14 protein-coding genes are annotated in these 15,463 nt (G+C 59.8%); 3 read left to right on the top strand and 11 right to left on the bottom strand.

Features of this window, described 5'->3' with window-relative positions; genetic code table 11:
• Positions 1–21 precede the first annotated feature (21 nt).
• Positions 22–918, bottom strand: a complete 897-nt coding sequence (locus ACKZ62_RS08690) for a LysR family transcriptional regulator (protein ID WP_442116371.1) — start codon at positions 916–918, stop codon at positions 22–24.
• Positions 919–1,019: 101 nt separating this feature from the next.
• Here ACKZ62_RS08690 and lldD point away from each other — a divergent pair, with 101 nt between their 5' ends.
• Positions 1,020–2,162 carry an FMN-dependent L-lactate dehydrogenase LldD gene (gene lldD / locus ACKZ62_RS08685; protein ID WP_099603066.1) on the top strand — a complete coding sequence of 381 codons (1,143 nt, stop codon included), beginning with the start codon at positions 1,020–1,022 and terminating at the stop codon, positions 2,160–2,162.
• A 281-nt stretch (positions 2,163–2,443) separates the two neighbouring features.
• Positions 2,444–3,370: a GGDEF domain-containing protein gene (locus ACKZ62_RS08680; RefSeq protein WP_032885934.1), complete on the top strand. Its 927-nt coding sequence runs from the start codon at positions 2,444–2,446 to the stop codon at positions 3,368–3,370.
• 20 nt (positions 3,371–3,390) lie between these two features.
• Here the strand turns inward: ACKZ62_RS08680 and ACKZ62_RS08675 are convergent, their stop codons facing one another.
• The 7 genes from ACKZ62_RS08675 to ACKZ62_RS08645 all read right to left on the bottom strand — a co-directional run bounded on the left by ACKZ62_RS08675 (position 3,391) and on the right by ACKZ62_RS08645 (position 11,063).
• On the bottom strand, positions 3,391–4,158 hold the full coding sequence (locus ACKZ62_RS08675; protein ID WP_185160056.1) for an iron-containing redox enzyme family protein: 768 nt from the start codon (positions 4,156–4,158) through the stop codon (positions 3,391–3,393).
• 78 nt (positions 4,159–4,236) lie between these two features.
• On the bottom strand, positions 4,237–6,699 hold the full coding sequence (locus ACKZ62_RS08670) for an EAL domain-containing protein (RefSeq protein WP_099603065.1): 2,463 nt from the start codon (positions 6,697–6,699) through the stop codon (positions 4,237–4,239).
• A 71-nt stretch (positions 6,700–6,770) separates the two neighbouring features.
• Positions 6,771–8,573: an ABC transporter ATP-binding protein gene (locus ACKZ62_RS08665; RefSeq protein WP_122680451.1), complete on the bottom strand. Its 1,803-nt coding sequence runs from the start codon at positions 8,571–8,573 to the stop codon at positions 6,771–6,773.
• The gene (locus ACKZ62_RS08660) at positions 8,563–9,168 is read right to left on the bottom strand and encodes a DsbA family protein (RefSeq protein ID WP_206287273.1); all 606 of its coding nucleotides are present in this window, start codon (positions 9,166–9,168) and stop codon (positions 8,563–8,565) included. Before ACKZ62_RS08660 ends, ACKZ62_RS08665 begins: the two co-directional genes overlap by 11 nt.
• Before the next feature lie 36 nt (positions 9,169–9,204).
• Positions 9,205–10,146, bottom strand: coding sequence for an oxygen-dependent tRNA uridine(34) hydroxylase TrhO (gene trhO / locus ACKZ62_RS08655; protein WP_032885941.1), 942 nt, complete (start codon positions 10,144–10,146; stop codon positions 9,205–9,207).
• 101 nt (positions 10,147–10,247) lie between these two features.
• Positions 10,248–10,541: a BolA family protein gene (locus ACKZ62_RS08650; protein WP_032885943.1), complete on the bottom strand. Its 294-nt coding sequence runs from the start codon at positions 10,539–10,541 to the stop codon at positions 10,248–10,250.
• Between the two features lie 6 nt (positions 10,542–10,547).
• On the bottom strand, positions 10,548–11,063 hold the full coding sequence (locus tag ACKZ62_RS08645) for a DUF2059 domain-containing protein (RefSeq protein WP_032885944.1): 516 nt from the start codon (positions 11,061–11,063) through the stop codon (positions 10,548–10,550).
• 179 nt (positions 11,064–11,242) lie between these two features.
• Here ACKZ62_RS08645 and ACKZ62_RS08640 point away from each other — a divergent pair, with 179 nt between their 5' ends.
• Positions 11,243–12,631 (top strand): class II fumarate hydratase, encoded by a 1,389-nt coding sequence (locus ACKZ62_RS08640; RefSeq protein WP_032885945.1) that lies wholly within the window; start codon positions 11,243–11,245, stop codon positions 12,629–12,631.
• Here ACKZ62_RS08640 and ACKZ62_RS08635 read toward each other — a convergent pair.
• The 3 genes from ACKZ62_RS08635 to ACKZ62_RS08625 form a co-directional block, all read right to left on the bottom strand.
• Positions 12,628–13,584 carry a DMT family transporter gene (locus ACKZ62_RS08635; protein WP_032885947.1) on the bottom strand — a complete coding sequence of 319 codons (957 nt, stop codon included), beginning with the start codon at positions 13,582–13,584 and terminating at the stop codon, positions 12,628–12,630. The two genes, ACKZ62_RS08640 and ACKZ62_RS08635, sit on opposite strands and share 4 nt — an antisense overlap.
• Before the next feature lie 92 nt (positions 13,585–13,676).
• On the bottom strand, positions 13,677–14,636 hold the full coding sequence (locus ACKZ62_RS08630; RefSeq protein ID WP_032885948.1) for a fimbrial protein: 960 nt from the start codon (positions 14,634–14,636) through the stop codon (positions 13,677–13,679).
• A gap of 279 nt (positions 14,637–14,915) precedes the next feature.
• Positions 14,916–15,458, bottom strand: coding sequence for a fimbrial protein (locus ACKZ62_RS08625; RefSeq protein WP_447096533.1), 543 nt, complete (start codon positions 15,456–15,458; stop codon positions 14,916–14,918).
• Positions 15,459–15,463 lie beyond the last annotated feature (5 nt).

Below are 15,463 nucleotides of genomic sequence, written 5' to 3'. Positions count from 1 at the left end.
TTTCCATGACATTTTGGGCGATTAATCCGGATGGCCGGTTGAAAGCTGTGACTCCTTGGCCAATTCCAACCAGGCCCGAGCGGCGGGTGGCAAGTGGGCGCTGGCGCGCCAAGCCAGGGCGATGTGCCAGTCGGTATGAGGTTCGTCCAGGGGGATCAGGGCGATGCCGGGGTGTTGGTGCTTGTGCGCGAGCATGCGCGGCAGGAAGGCCGCGCCGAGGCCGGCGGATACCAAGTCGACGATAAAGTCGATCTGGCCGCTGCGCGCTGCCACACGCGGTTGCACGCCTTTGCGCTCGCACGCGGCGAGGATTTTGGCGTTGAGGGCGAAGCCGGCTTCGAACAGGATAAACGGCGAATCTGCCAGGTCGGTGAAGTCGATTCGTTTGCGCTGGGCCAAGGGGTGGCTGATCGGCAGGACGGCCATCAGCGGTTCGTTACGCACGGGTTGGTAGTCGAAACCTTCGTCTATGGGCAGCAAGAGGGCCGCCAGGTCGACCTCACCTGCTTCCAGGCATTCACGCAGTCGTTTACTGCCGTACTCGGTCAGTTCGATGTCGATATCAGGGTAGCGTGTGCGATAGGTGGCAAACATCGTCGCAAACAACACGCCACAGCCCACCGGCGGCAGGCCGATGCGCAATACACCACGTTTGAGACCACGCAAGTCATTGATCTCGGCGACCAGATCGTTGTGTTCGGCCAGCAAAACCAGGGCGCGGCTGTAGGCGATTTCGCCAGCGGCGGTGAGTTGATTGCGATGGCCAAGGCGGTTGAGCAGTGGCATGCCCAGTTCGTCCTCCAGGGTTTTGATCGCCTTGCTCACACTCGACTGGGTCAGGGACACCACTTCAGCGGCTTGAGAGAAACCGCCTTGGCGAACCACTTCGACAAAGGCACGCAGTGTTCTCAGGTTCATCAGTATTCCTTTTTCGACTGACTACTAGCGATAAAAGTTGTTTTTATCATGACAGAAGTTTGCCTATCTTGGAGGCACCTTGCCTTGCCGAGATTCCGTGCATGATCATTTCGTCCGCCTCTGACTACCGCGCTGCCGCCAAGCGCAAGCTCCCGCGCTTCCTGTTCGACTACATCGACGGCGGCGCCTACGCCGAGCACACGATGCGCGCGAACAGTTCGGACCTGGCCGAGATCAGCCTGCGCCAGCGCATCCTGCGCAATGTCGACAACCTGAGCCTCAAGACCACGCTATTCGGCCAGGAACTGGACATGCCGGTGATCCTCAGCCCCGTGGGCCTGACCGGCATGTACGCGCGGCGCGGCGAAGTGCAGGCGGCGAAGGCGGCGGCCAACAAGGGTATTCCGTTCTGTTTGTCGACGGTGTCGGTGTGCCCGATCGAAGAAGTGGCGTCCCAGAGCCCGCAGTCGATCTGGTTCCAGCTCTACGTGCTCAAGGACCGCGGATTTATGCGTAATGCGCTGGAGCGCGCCCAGGCGGCCGGCGTCACCACGCTGGTGTTCACCGTCGACATGCCCACGCCGGGCGCACGCTACCGTGATGCCCACTCGGGCATGTCCGGGCCGTTTGCGGCGCAACGGCGCATGCTGCAGGCGGTCACAAAACCGCAATGGGCCTTCGACGTGGGCTTGATGGGCCGTCCACACGACCTGGGCAATATCTCCAAATACCTCGGCAAGCCTACCCACCTGGAAGACTACATCGGCTGGCTGGCGAACAATTTCGATCCGTCCATCAGTTGGAAAGACCTGGAGTGGATCCGCGAGTTCTGGAAAGGACCGATGATCATCAAGGGCATCCTCGACCCCCAGGACGCCAAGGACGCCGTGAGTTTTGGCGCCGATGCCATCGTGGTCTCCAACCATGGCGGCCGCCAGTTGGACGGCGTGTTGTCCACTGCCAAAGCGTTGCCACCGATTGCCGAAGCCGTGGGCGATGACCTGACGGTGCTGGTGGACTCCGGCATCCGCTCCGGGCTCGACGTGGTGCGCATGCTGGCCCTGGGTGCCAAGGCCTGTCTGCTGGGGCGTGCCACCGCCTACGCGTTGGCCGCCGACGGGCAGCATGGCGTGGAGAACCTGCTGGACATCTTTGCCAAGGAAATGCGCGTGGCGATGACACTCACTGGCGTCACATCAATTGACCAGATTGACCACACCACTTTGGTTCAATCAGCCAAATAACTGACGTCATGCGCCGATGGCCTTTTGCTGCGTGAAAAAAGGCCGTTGATTCATAAGGATTATTTTTAAAGTAAACGAAATGGCATGAATCTCGCTCTAACCACGTTCAAGCAGGCTAAGCGATGACATGACGTGCGGGGGCACCCAAGGGTTATAACGCTTTGCAAAGCGGTCTAAACTGTTCCCAATGTTTTACGGAACTGAAGGAACAGTTAGACGCTTGGCACTCGCCACTCTCATCGAGCCTGTAAGACAGCTAAGAGCTTAGAGGCCGATCGCTTATGAAAACACCTACCCAGACCAACGCAATTGACTTCGACAGTGCCAAATTGCAACGCCTGGGATTTGGCCAGCCATCGCTCCTGCCTCGCCGCCCGACGACCGTCGCGCAACTTCGCCAGCAACTGGGAATGCAATTGCAGACCAGCCTGGAGCCGGATCGCATCCTCGGGTTGTTCTTCCGTGAGATCCAGCGCTTGGTGCCCCTTGATGCCCTGCACTATCGCCATCAGGCCAGTGATCTACGGCTAGAGTTCGGCCAGCGCGGCCACCACTCGGTGAATTACAGCCTCAGCCATGAAGGCGAACACTTGGGTGAGCTGATCTTCCGTCGCAACCAACGCCTCGCCGAAGACGAACTCGGTCAGCTTGAGTCACTGCTGGCCACCCTGCTCTACCCGATGCGCAATGCCCTGCTCTATCGCGCCGCGACCCGTAGCGCGCTGCGTGACCCCCTGACCGAGACGGGCAATCGCATTGCCATGGACCAGACTCTGCAACGGGAAATAGACATGGCGCGCCGGCACCTGCACCCATTGTCCTTGCTGATGCTGGACATCGACCACTTCAAGGTAATCAACGACACCCACGGTCACGCGGCCGGCGATACCGTACTGCGCACCGTCGCAGCGGCCATCAAGGCCCAGTTGCGTAACGTGGACATGGTGTTTCGGTTTGGCGGGGAGGAGTTTCTGATCCTGCTCTCCAACACCGGCCGGGATGCGGCGGCGATGGTGGGCGAGCGGCTGCGGCAGGCAGCACAGGCTCAGGATTACTGGGCGGATGGAAAGCGGATCGAATTGACGGTAAGCCTCGGTTGTTCGACCTTGCTGGCCGCCGAGTCGGTCGAAAGCCTGTTGCGCCGGGCCGACAACGCGTTGTACGTGGCCAAGCGCGAAGGCCGTAACCGCTTGGCAATGGCGGGGTAGAACCCCGCCATCGCGTTACATCAAGCTTCGCTGGCGACGCGCAGCGGGCGTTCACGCACGGCGGTGGCTGGCTTGTCTTTTTCCAAGCGCATGCAGCTTTCCAGGAACAGGTACATGTAGTCATAGCTCTTGCACACGGCCTGGCGCAGCTCTGCCTGCAACGCCTTGGTCGGGTTCATGCCGGCCAGGGTGCAGATGATTTCCAGGGCTTCCCAAGGGTGAGCGTCGTCGTACTGGGCGTGCATCTTCAGCCACTTCATCGCACGCTTGCGATCTTCCTCGGGGAACGCCGCCGCGTACACGCCGGTGGAACAGACCACGGCCGACCACTCCCCAGTCGCCCCCTCGATGGCATAGTTAGTCGCAGCCACGGCCACGATCAACGAATCGGATGAGCTGGTGTGCCAGCACCAATGACTCAGCGCATGCAGCTCCGGCGGTACATTCTGGGCCTGCAGCTCTTCGAGGCTGACTCCGTGGGCGCGGGCCCAATGCACCCAATAGTCGGCGTGGTTCAGCTCCACGCGGATATTGCGCATCAGCCAACGTCGCGCCATGTCCTCTCCTGGATGGCGCGCAAATTTGGTCTTGGTGAGGTTCTGTGCCATGTACAAGGCAAACTGTTCCACCACAGGCCAGCCACCAATGAGGTAGTGACGCATGGTCTTGGCGCTGAGCGTGTTGTCACGCATGCGTTGGTACAGTTCGTGCTCGACAACTCGGCGCTTGCTCTCGCTACAGTCCTGGATCAATTGCTGAGCCCAGACGGGGTAGCTTGAGGCTTCCATAAGCGGGCCGGTTCTGTTGAAGGTGTCGATCACTGTTAAGGCTCCTTTTTAAGTGTGATTTACAGACCAGCAAATGTTTCAGCGGAATGTGCCGGGCGCCTTCAATAACAGAGGCTGCGGCCGCACAGGTCGACACTGCAAACTATCAAAGGTAAACAATTGCGGTCGTTCAATCAGGTAGCCCTGAGCGTAATCCACACCAATATCGAGTAACGCCTGTTCGATGTGCGGTGTTTCAACAAACTCGGCAATTGTGCGCTTACCCATGACGTGGCCGATGTGATTGATCACTTCGACCATTGCGCGGTTAATCGGGTCGTCCAGCATATCCTTTACGAAACTTCCATCGATCTTCAGGAAGTCTACAGGTAAATGTTTCAGATACGCGAACGAGGACATCCCGGCGCAAAAATCATCCAGGGAGAAATGGCAACCTAAGGCCTTGAGTTCATTAATAAAGCGAATGGCGCTGCCTAAATTTGCTATTGCGCTGGTTTCAGTTATTTCAAAACAAATCATTTCTGGCGGGATGCCGTAAGTACCGAATTTTTCATGTAAAAACCCGAGAAAATCATCATCGCCAATGGTGATTCCTGACAGATTTATCGCACACATGGCCATAGGCCGGCCCGGACGCTCGTGCATGCAACGGGCGATGATCTTGAACACGTTCTCGACCACCCAACGGTCGAGGGACGTCATCAAACCGTAACGCTCGGCGGCAGGGATAAAGCTGTCGGGGAGGATGGTTCGACCCGCCTCATCATGCAGGCGAAGCAGGATTTCGATATGCCCGTTGCCAGCATCGGTATTTCCCAGCGGTGAGATTTCCTGGGCGTACAGGCAAAACCGGTTCTCCTCCAGTGCCATGTGCAGGCGCTGCACCCAGGCCATCTCGCCAAAACGCACGGACAGCTCCGAGTCGTCAGCGTGGTAAACCTGCACGCGGTTGCGGCCTTTTTCCTTGGCCATGTAGCAGGCCATATCGGCGGCGCGCAACGAAGTCTCCAAGGTGGTCGGGGTTTGCGAGATATGCACCAGACCGATGCTCACGGAGGTCATGAACGGCCGGCCCTTCCACACAAAATGCAGGCTCTGCACCGTGTGGCGCAGGCTCTCGGCGATTTTTTCCGCCGCAGCCGCCGGGCAATTCTCCAGCAGGATGCCGAATTCGTCGCCGCCCAGGCGCGCCAGGGTGTCGCCCTCACGCAGGTCCGATTGCAGCAGTGCGCAGATATGCCGCAGCAACTCATCACCCGCCGCATGGCCGCAGGTGTCGTTGACCAGCTTGAACTGGTCGAGGTCGAGGAACATCAACGCATGCCGCCCGCCCTCAGGTTGCTGCGCCATATGCAGGACCTGTTCCAGCCGGTATTCAAATTCGCGGCGGTTGGCCAGGCCGGTCAAGGCGTCATGCGTGGCCTGCCACGACAGGTTGGCAATGTATTGGCGCTCCTGGGTCATATCGTGCAGCACCAGCACCGCACCGCTGATTTTGCCGGCGCTTCTGATCGGTGCGCCCACCAGGGTGACGGATACCGTACTGCCGTCCAGGCGCTGGATGGTTTTTGAATGCTCGCTGCCCCCCTTAAACTGCCCCTTGACGATGTGCTCGATCAGGGTAAATCCATCGGGTTGGGCGTCGTCATCCAGCAGGTTGAACAGCGCCGCCAGGGGCAGGCCCTGAGCCTGGCCAGAGTTCCAGTGGGTCATGGCCTCGGCGGCGGGGTTCATATAGGTGATTGCACCGTCTACATCGGTGGTAATCACCCCGTCGCCAATTGACTCCAGGGTGATCTGCGCCCGCTCCTTCTCGGCCTGCAAGGCATCGGCGAAGGCATGACGCTGCGTCAGCAGCTTATGGGTACGCAACAGCGCCAGCACGATCAGGCCCAGGGCGGTTGCCAGGTTGGTGATCAGCAGCAACCGCAGAATCATGCGCGAGCCTTCGCCCAGAGCATCGCTGAAGGCCTTGGCAGCCGGCGTCACGCCTTCGTTGATGGCCGTAATATGGGCCTTCCACTGCCGCACATCGTTAGGGTTGACTTGATCGGCCCTGATTGCACTGTGCATCTCGCGGGCCAGCTCATCCAGTTGAACCAGGTAGCCATCCCCTACTGTCCACAGTTCGATGGCTTTTTCCAGGTAGCTGAAATGTCGGAAGTTGAGGTACAGCCAGATCAGGCTGTTGACGTCATCCGGATGGTTGCCGCCCTTGAGAATGCCCAGACGTGCGGCCTCCAAGTCTGGCGTGGGGCGGTCCAGGGCAATGCGCAGTTCGTGCCCGCCCTGAGGCACGGCGATGGCTTGCTGGTATTTGAGGTAGGTGGCTTGGTCGCGGTTGTCGGCATAGAGCGTCAGATAATAGATGGCGTCTTTCTGGCCCTTGGACCATAAGCTCTCGCCGCCCACATAGCCTCGTACCGCTGAGAGCATGTAGAGACTGACGCAGCCCAATAATGCCTGGAACAGCACGACGGCGATAAAGGGCCAGACAATGCCCAACAGCCTAGGCGTTCCTAGAGTCCGCTTTTGCTTCATGAATTCCCTTGCATATGCACTGCTGGATACGCACGCAAAACACTCATTCGGATAGCACAGCCTAGGCTAAATCAACGTACTTGTTGCAAATGCCCATACAGTTTTGCGTACAAACCACCATCGGCAATCAACTGCTGATGGTCGCCATCCTCAGCGATATGACCACCGTCAAACACTAAGACTCGATCGGCTTGTTTTACCGCCGACAGACGGTGCGCGATGATCAGTGTAGTACGCCCGCTGAGGAACCGCGCCAGCGCCTGATGCAGGTTGTATTCAGTGGCGGCATCCAGGGCGGAGGTCGCTTCGTCGAGTATCACCACTTTGGGTTCGGCCAACACCATGCGCGCAATCGCCAGGCGCTGACGCTGACCACCGGAAAAACGCACCCCGGAACGCCCCACTACGCTGTCCAGGCCCTGAGGCAACGCTTTAACCGTAGCCTCCAACTGGGCAATTTCAAGGGCCTGCCAGCAGGCCTGGTCACTGCGCTCGCGGCCCATGGTCAGGTTGGCACGCACGGTATCGTTGAACAGCGCCGGGTGCTGCAGCACCACCGCGACGTGCTCGCGGATAGTCTCGAGGCCGATCTCCTGCTGGGTTGCACCGCCAAATCGGATAGTGCCCGCCTGCGGCGTGTACAGGCCGAGCAGCAGTTGCACCAGGGTGCTTTTACCGCCACCGCTGGCGCCGACAATCGCGACTTTTTCGCCGGGAGCAATTTGCAGGTTCAGTTGATCGAGCACCAGATCATCGCCATAACCGAAGTCCAGGCCGCGCACTTCGATGCCGACGGTTTCACGCCCGGAAAACGGGTCTTCACCACCGGCGTATTGCGGCTCGTCGGCACGCGCCAGCAGCTCATTGATGCGCGTCAGCGCCCCGCCCGCCGCGTAGTAGGCGTATTGCAGATTTAATAATTGTTCAACCGGGCCGATCATGAACCACAGGTAGCTGAACACCGCGAGCATCTGGCCGATGGACAGGTCGGAAAACAGCACGGTGAGCATTGCCGCTGCGCGGAAGATGTCGATGCCGAACTGGAACAGCAACCCGCTGGCGCGGCTGGACGCGTCGGTTTTCCACTGGGAATGGATCGCGTAGTCACGCACTTCCTGGGCGCGCTGGCCCAGGCGCCCGAGGAAAAAGCCCTGGCGGTTGCCGGCGCGGACTTCCTGGATGGCGTCGAGGGTTTCAGTCAGGGCTTGGGTGAAGCGTGAGGTGCTGTCGTTTTCCAACTTCTTGAGGTGTTTGACGCGCTTGCCCAACTGTACCGTGGCGTAGATCACCAACGGGTTGAACAGCAGGATCAGCAATGCCAGTTGCCAATGCATCCACACCAGGATCGCCGAAGTGCCGATCAGCGTCAGCATCGCCACCAGAAAGCGGCTGAGGGTTTCGCCGACGAATTTATCCAGGGTATCCAGGTCGGTGACCAGGTGAGTGGTGACCGTGCCGCTGCCCAGGCTTTCGTATTCGCCCAGGGAGATGCGCTTGAGCCGCTCGATCAGACGCACGCGAATGCGGTACACAATGTCCTTGGCCAACCGCGCAAACAGCCGCGCCTGTACCACGTTGAACACCAGTGCGCCGCAACGCAGGGCCAGGGTGACCACCAGCATCAGGCCGATATAACCGGCGGCCTTCTGCCAACCCAGGGGCAATGCGTGATTCATCACCTTGAGCGCGGCATCACCATGGCCCAGCAGCACTTCGTCCACCAGCAACGGCAACAGCAAGGGGATGGGCACACTGCACAAGGTCGCCAGCACGGCAACACCATTGGCGATCCACAGGGATTTCTTGTGACGCAAGGCCAGGCGGCGAATTTCCGCCCAGGTCAGACGGTCAATGCGTTTAGGCTCATCCTGCACAGGTTGCTCGCTCCAGCCATCGGGCGAGCAATGGCGACAGTTCCGTCAGCGGCTGATAGCCGTTGGTGAGCAATGCCAGTTGACCATTGCGCTCGGCCAACAACGTCGGGAAACCGGCGATACCCAGGTCCTGCACCCACGTAAAGTCCGCCGCCGTGGCCGCGTGCTGCTCGGCGCGGTCAAACGCACCGGCAAACTCGATACGCGGGATGCCCGACTGCTCGGCCAGTTCCACCAGCACGCTGGCGAGGGTCACGTCGCGGCCCTCCACATAAAACGCACGTTGGATCAGGCCCAGCAGTTTCCAGGCACAGTCTGGCGCCAGGCTACGGGCGGTAACGATGGCGCGGCAGGCCGGCTCGGTGTCATACACAAAGCCGTCGGGCAGCGCGCCTTCGCGCTTGAACGGCTGGCCCGTGGCTTCAGTGACGGCCTGCCAGTGTTCGAGGATGTAGCGTCGGGTCGTCGGCTCCAGCGCCGCGCCACTGCCGGTGCGCAAGCCGCCCACCACCAGATGTACGTCCACACCGGCCGCTTGGGCCTGCTCAACCAGCGCCTGCGCCACCGGGGCAAAGCCCCAGCACCAGGAACACATCGGATCCATTACATAGAGCAGGCGCGCGGACATAGGTCAGGCCTCGGAAGGGGTTTGCTTGTAGTTGAAGCCAATCGGGTGCGGCATATTGCGGGCCTTGGCCAGTTCAATCTGCTTTTGCCGGTCGATCGCGCTGCGGCGGGTTTTCTCCGGCAGCTTATCCCAGCAATGAGGGCAGCTGATGCCGGCCACGTAGTGCTCGGAGGCGCGGTCTTCGACGCTCACAGGTGTGCGGCAGGCATGACATTGATCGTAGTCGCCTTCGCTCAAGTCGTGGCGCACGGTCACGCGATTATCGAAAACAAAGCAGTCGCCCTGCCACTTGGTTTCTGCCTGAGGCACCTCTTCGAGGTACTTCAGGATGCCGCCCTTAAGGTGGTAAACCTCGCCATAACCTTCGCTGAGCATGTAGCTCGACGCTTTCTCGCACCGAATGCCGCCGGTGCAGAACATGGCGACTTTCTTGTGCTTGGCCGGGTCGAAGTTGGCTTTGATATAGTCGGGAAATTCGCGAAAGCTGGTGGTTTTCGGGTCGATTGCGCCTTCAAAGGTGCCAATGGACACTTCGTAGTCGTTACGGGTGTCGATCAGCAGCACTTCCGGGTCGCTGATCAGGGCGTTCCAATCTTTCGGGTCGACGTAGGTGCCGACCTTCTTGTTCGGGTCGACGCCTTCTACGCCCAGGGTCACGATCTCTTTCTTGAGCTTGACCTTGGTGCGGTAGAACGGTTGGTCCTCGCAGTACGACTCTTTGTGATCGATGTCGTCCATGCGTGGGTCGTTCTTCAGCCAGGCCATCAGGCCATCAATGCCTTCGCGGCTACCGGAAACGGTGCCGTTGATGCCTTCTTCGGCGATCAGCAAGGTGCCTTTGATGCCGTTGTCGACCATCGCCTGCAGCAAGGGCTCGCGCAGAGCGACGTAATCTTCGAGGGTGACGAACTTATACAGTGCCGCCACGACAATCGGTTGAGTCATGGGTGTTCTCTCCAGGTGGCTACCCTCGTAAAGGGTGAACCGGATGCAAAAAAAACGCGCCGGCTAAGCGGCGCGTTGCGGATTCTATCAGGGATAACCCGTCAATGTCCGCCGGCGCAGGTCGGCGAGGCCGGGGCTGCGTCGATTGTCGCCCATTCTTCAGGCGTGTAGGTATGCAGCGCCAGCGCATGAAACTCGCTCATCAGGTCACCCAGGGTGGCGTAGACCTTCTGGTGGCGCTTGACGCGATTGAGCCCTTCGAACTGCTGACTGACCAGCACGGCCTTGAAGTGGGTCTGCAACCCACGGCTGTGCATATGGCTTTCATCCAGCACGCTCAAATGTTGCGGGTCCAGGGCGGCGAGCGCCGTTTCGATACGCTGTTGCATGATCATTCCTGCTTACTTCTTCTTGGCCGGAGCGGCTTTAGGCGTCAGCTCGTTGGTCATATCTTCCAACAGCTTGTTGACCACCGGAACGGCGCTTTCCAGCTTGGCCTGAGTCATCTGGGCCGATTGCTGGGTGAGTTGTGGCATTTTTTCCAGGACTTTCTTGCCCAGTGGCGACTGGTAGAACGCTACCAGGTCCTTGAGCTCGGATTCGCTGAAATTGGTGGTGTAGAGCTTGACCATGTCCGGCTTCAGCTTCGGCCAGCCGATAGCTTGGTCCAGGGCGGCGTTGGCCTTGGCCTGGTAGCTGTCCAGTACGGACTGCTTGGCGGCAGGCGCCTTAGTCTGCTCGAAACGCTGGGCGAACATTTGCTGCACTTGCATGTACACCGGGGTACCCAGCTTGTCGGCATGGGCCAGGGTAAGGAAGGCTTCGGCACTGGCGTTGTGGCTGGCGGTATCGGCAAAAACCTGGCCGCTGGCGCAAACCAGAGCAACCGCGGTACAGATGGCACGAAGACGAGTCATCGAGTTTCCTTTCTAGCTGGCGAGGTAAGACCCCAAGGGCGCCCATTCTGCGCCTAAAAAACCTCGCGGCTCAACCCCAGGCCTTGCCGGGCGCGGATTGCCCGATGAAAAGTCTTTTAGGGAACCCACTAGGTCAATCACGGCCTAAACTGCGCAAACGAACCTAAGGAGTGTGCCCGATGAGCCGTATCGAAACCGACAGCCTGGGAGAAGTGCATGTCCCGGATGACGCTTACTGGGGCGCCCAGACCCAACGCTCGCTGGTGAATTTCGCCATCGGCGACCAGCGCATGCCCTTGCCGGTATTGCACGCCCTGACCCTGATCAAAAAGGCAGCCGCCCGGGTCAACGACCGCAACGGCGACCTGCCCGCCGACATCGCCCGCCTGATCGAACAGGCCGCCGATGAAGTCCTCGCCGGCAACCATGACGACCAATTCCCATTAGTGGTGTGGCAGACCGGCAGCGGCACCCAGAGCAACATGAACGCCAATGAAGTGATCGCCGGCCGTGCCAACGAACTGGCAGGCAATCAACGCGGCGGCAAGAGCCCGGTACACCCAAACGACCATGTGAACCGTTCCCAGAGTTCCAATGATTGCTTCCCGACGGCCATGAGCATTGCGGCGGTGCAGGCCGTCCATCAACGTTTGTTACCGGCGATCGCTACGCTTTCCGGCGGTCTGGCCGAGCAAGCCGCGCGGCATATGAAGCTGGTCAAGACCGGCCGCACGCACATGATGGACGCCACGCCGATCACGTTCGGCCAGGAACTCTCGGCGTTTATCGCCCAACTCGACTACGCCGAACGCGCAATCCGCAGTGCCCTGCCCCAAGTGTGTGAACTGGCCCAGGGCGGTACGGCCGTGGGCACCGGGCTCAATTCGCCCCATGGTTTTGGCGAAGCCATTGCAGCCGAGTTGGCAGCGCTCTCGGGGCTGCCATTCGTCACCGCACCGAACAAATTCGCCGCCCTCTCCGGCCATGAGCCGCTAGTGACGTTGCACGGCGCCCTGAAAACCCTGGCCGTGGCCCTGATGAAAATCGCCAACGACCTGCGCCTGCTCGGTTCCGGACCGCGTGCTGGGCTTGCGGAAGTGAAGCTGCCGGCCAACGAGCCGGGCAGTTCGATCATGCCGGGCAAGGTCAACCCGACGCAGTGCGAAGCGCTGTCGATGCTCGCCTGCCAAGTACTGGGCAACGACGTGACCATCGGTATCGCCGCGAGCCAGGGACACTTGCAGTTGAACGTGTACAAGCCGGTGATCATCCACAACCTGCTGGAGTCGATCCGCCTGCTCGCCGATGGCTGCAATAACTTTCAGGAGCATTGCATTGCCGGCCTGGAGCCCGACGCTGAGAAAATGGCCGAACACCTGGAGCGCGGACTGATGCTGGTGACGGCGCTCAACCCGCATATCGGCTACGACAAATCAGCAGAGATCGCCAAGAAAGCCTACGCCGAGGGGCTGACGCTACGGGAAGCCGCGCTGGAGTTGGGCTACCTCACTGACGAAGAGTTCGACCAGTGGGTACGCCCGGAAAATATGCTCGAAGCCGGGCATTAAGACGCCAAACGCAGCCGCCGGGCCTTGAGCCCGGCGAGCAACGATGGCGCCAGCGCGACAGTCGCCGACCCCAGCACCACCACCAGCGCCCCGGCATAGCCCAGGGCGTTGATCTCTTCGGCCTGCACGTAGTCCGGCCATAGCCAGGCCGCCAAGGCGACCGCCACAAAGGTCACCAGCGGCGTGAGCGCCAGGGTCGCACTCACCCGCGAGGCTTCCCAATGGGCCAGGGCTTCGGCAAACGCGCCGTAGGCCACCAGCGTATTCATGCAGCACGCCAACAGCAGCCAGCCTTGCAGCGGGCTCAGTTGCAGCGCTTCCAACGGATGGGCCCAGGGCGTGAGCAACAAAGCGCAGGTGAGGTAGATCACCATCATGACTTGCAGCGAATTCCACACGGTCAACAATTGCTTCTGACCCAGGGCATAGAACACCCAGATCGAGGTGGCGAGCAGGATCGTCAGCACCCCGGCGGTGTAAGTGCCGAGGGACGTCAGCAATTCCTCCAGGCGCTGGTTGAAGAACAGGCCGAAGCCTGCGATCAAGACGACCAGTCCCACCACTTGCCCGCGGCTGAAACGTTCCTTGAACACAAACACGCTGGCGATCATCAAAAAGATCGGCCCCATCTGCACGACCAACTGTGCGGTGCCGGGGCTGAGCGATTTCAGGCCCACCAGGTACAACACGTAGTTACCCACCAGGCCGCATACCGCCATCGCCACCAGCCAACCGCCCTTGGGGCCGAGCACTTTGCGGCTGGGCAGACGCTTGGTGGCCGCAAGGTAGACGAACAGACAACCGCCGGCCACGGTCAGGCGAAACCAGGTGACGGTGATCGGGTCCATCACCTGCAGCACTTGCTTGAGTTTGATCGGCAGAATGCCCCAGAGGAACGCGGTCAGCAGGGTCAAGCCAAAGCCATAGACCCAGCGGCCGGAAGAGATGTGCATGAGTGCCCCAAAAAACCAGAGGTGGAGGAGCTGGCATTCTAGGGCGATGCGGTGTGTTTTGGGTATCGATCATTCATCTGCCGCAGACCGAGTCATGGCACCCCCATCACCAGTACACCGCTGCCGCTGATAGCCCCCGGAGTCGGCAGTGAGCCGGTTCGCCGCACCAGCGAAAACGTCACATCGTCTCCGCCCACACTGTTGGTGATTCGGGTGAGGAATGAACCGTTAACAGCTACCGCAGCCCCGCCGCGCACGAGCGCCGTGCCCACGTCGGCATTGCTCATGAGCAACAGCCGCGAGTCGAACGAGGAGCGCGTGCCTTTATAAGTAATGGTGATCGGTGTGTTGATTCCGCCGTCCGGGCAGGAGTAAGTGAGTCTGCGGTTACTGACCACGGACGTTGACAGCGGATCGGTGCCGATTGCCCGTTGGTGGACGTCGCCGAAGTTGATTTCGATCGGGTTGTTATTGTTGATCGTGCAGGTTGAGGGCGAGATGGTGAAATTGTTGGCGGCGTAATAAGTGACCGTCAGACTCGCCGAGGATGTGTCGTAATTGTTTGTCTGCTGCAGACGCAGCACGCCGAGGGCGTCCCCTACGCGAATGTCGATGGGGTTGCTGGGATTGTTACGCAGCATGATGTAAGGGGTCACATTGATGGGATAACCGATGAGGTTATTGGGCATCGTGGCGATATAAATGCCGTTGGGAACGGGATTGTTGTAAAACGCTCCATTTATACGAAGGCCGGTGATTTGGGCAGCAAACTTTGGGCCTGGAGTCCAGGCCGAACCGACACTGGTCGAGGTTCGCCAGTAGTCCTCTCTCGAGGGAGGAAAGCCCGGGAAGGGTTTAAACCTGCACTCCAGATTCGCGCCCTCAAGCATGATACGTGTCTTATCAGCATCCGCCTGAACCCTGACGGGAACCTGCAGGTTAGGGTTTCCGCCTATCCACGCCCCACCGTCTACCCGGCACTCAGCAGCGCGCAAGTTTGTAGTCACGCCAATCAAGACGAGAAGCACCGTGGTTCCAAATAATCGTTTCATTTCTAATCTCTCTTTGCCTGTCTCCCCGCGTGACCCAACGCGCTTTCACCGTGTGCGTCAAAGCCGCCCGAGAGAGCGTTGAGGTTCGCCTGAGGCTTTTTATGTGCACTGCCACCACCTTCAATGTCGGCAGTGACGAAAAGGTGATGTCCACTGACGTAATGAGGGGCACTGGCAAGCTGTCGTGAAAAATCCGAATACCCATCGCACGTCACGCCGTGCCTTGCAGCCCCCCGGAGGCGCTGGAGGTTAGCCAAGGCCACTTTCAGCTGTGAACGATTACGGATAGTCCAATGTAAAAGTGGAGGTCACCGTGTACGCGCCGTGCCCGATGGTTTGATCCCTGATCGCATTCGGCTCGCCCTGTACGTAGGCCTTGAGTTCAATGACATTGCTGCCATCGCTCAGCAGTTGCCTGTCGCTGACGGCATTCAAGGGCAAGGGCAAGGGCTTGTCACTCAGCGTTTCCATGCCCACCCCGATCCCCGAGGCACCACTGCCGCCATCGAGCGCGAGCAGACCAGGCAGCGCGGTGTTTTCCGTGCCGCCGAACATGATGGTCACCGAGTCGCCGATCGTGGTGTCACAATCCTCCAGGTGCAGCCTGAAACGCTTGCCCACGGATCGCGTGTTGAGATAGAGGTATTTGCTGGTCAGGTCCCACAATTCCAGAGTTACGGCCTCGTCACCGGGGCGCAGTGTGCAGGCCTCTTCAACCAGGTTGCCCTTGAAGCTCAGGTTGTCCGCCGCATACCCCAAGGGGGTCAGGCCGAGGACGAGCAGCACTGCCAACGCACCCTTATGCACAATTTCATATCGCATCGACT

This window comes from Pseudomonas sivasensis, from assembly GCF_052938085.1.
This window is presented reverse-complemented; position numbering and strand designations above follow the sequence as displayed.

What these genes read in the sequence shown, in the direction of transcription:
- lldD (WP_099603066.1), top strand. Translation starts at nt 1,020, where the DNA reads ATGATCATTTCGTCCGCCTCTGACTACCGCGCTGCCGCCAAGCGCAAG.
- ACKZ62_RS08670 (WP_099603065.1), bottom strand. Translation starts at nt 6,699, where the DNA reads ATGAAGCAAAAGCGGACTCTAGGAACGCCTAGGCTGTTGGGCATTGTC.
- ACKZ62_RS08630 (WP_032885948.1), bottom strand. Translation starts at nt 14,636, where the DNA reads ATGAAACGATTATTTGGAACCACGGTGCTTCTCGTCTTGATTGGCGTG.
- ACKZ62_RS08675 (WP_185160056.1), bottom strand. Translation starts at nt 4,158, where the DNA reads ATGGAAGCCTCAAGCTACCCCGTCTGGGCTCAGCAATTGATCCAGGAC.
- ACKZ62_RS08650 (WP_032885943.1), bottom strand. Translation starts at nt 10,541, where the DNA reads ATGATCATGCAACAGCGTATCGAAACGGCGCTCGCCGCCCTGGACCCG.
- ACKZ62_RS08680 (WP_032885934.1), top strand. Translation starts at nt 2,444, where the DNA reads ATGAAAACACCTACCCAGACCAACGCAATTGACTTCGACAGTGCCAAA.
- trhO (WP_032885941.1), bottom strand. Translation starts at nt 10,146, where the DNA reads ATGACTCAACCGATTGTCGTGGCGGCACTGTATAAGTTCGTCACCCTC.
- ACKZ62_RS08690 (WP_442116371.1), bottom strand. Translation starts at nt 918, where the DNA reads ATGAACCTGAGAACACTGCGTGCCTTTGTCGAAGTGGTTCGCCAAGGC.
- ACKZ62_RS08635 (WP_032885947.1), bottom strand. Translation starts at nt 13,584, where the DNA reads ATGCACATCTCTTCCGGCCGCTGGGTCTATGGCTTTGGCTTGACCCTG.
- ACKZ62_RS08640 (WP_032885945.1), top strand. Translation starts at nt 11,243, where the DNA reads ATGAGCCGTATCGAAACCGACAGCCTGGGAGAAGTGCATGTCCCGGAT.
- ACKZ62_RS08660 (WP_206287273.1), bottom strand. Translation starts at nt 9,168, where the DNA reads ATGTGTTCCTGGTGCTGGGGCTTTGCCCCGGTGGCGCAGGCGCTGGTT.
- ACKZ62_RS08625 (WP_447096533.1), bottom strand. Translation starts at nt 15,458, where the DNA reads ATGCGATATGAAATTGTGCATAAGGGTGCGTTGGCAGTGCTGCTCGTC.
- ACKZ62_RS08645 (WP_032885944.1), bottom strand. Translation starts at nt 11,063, where the DNA reads ATGACTCGTCTTCGTGCCATCTGTACCGCGGTTGCTCTGGTTTGCGCC.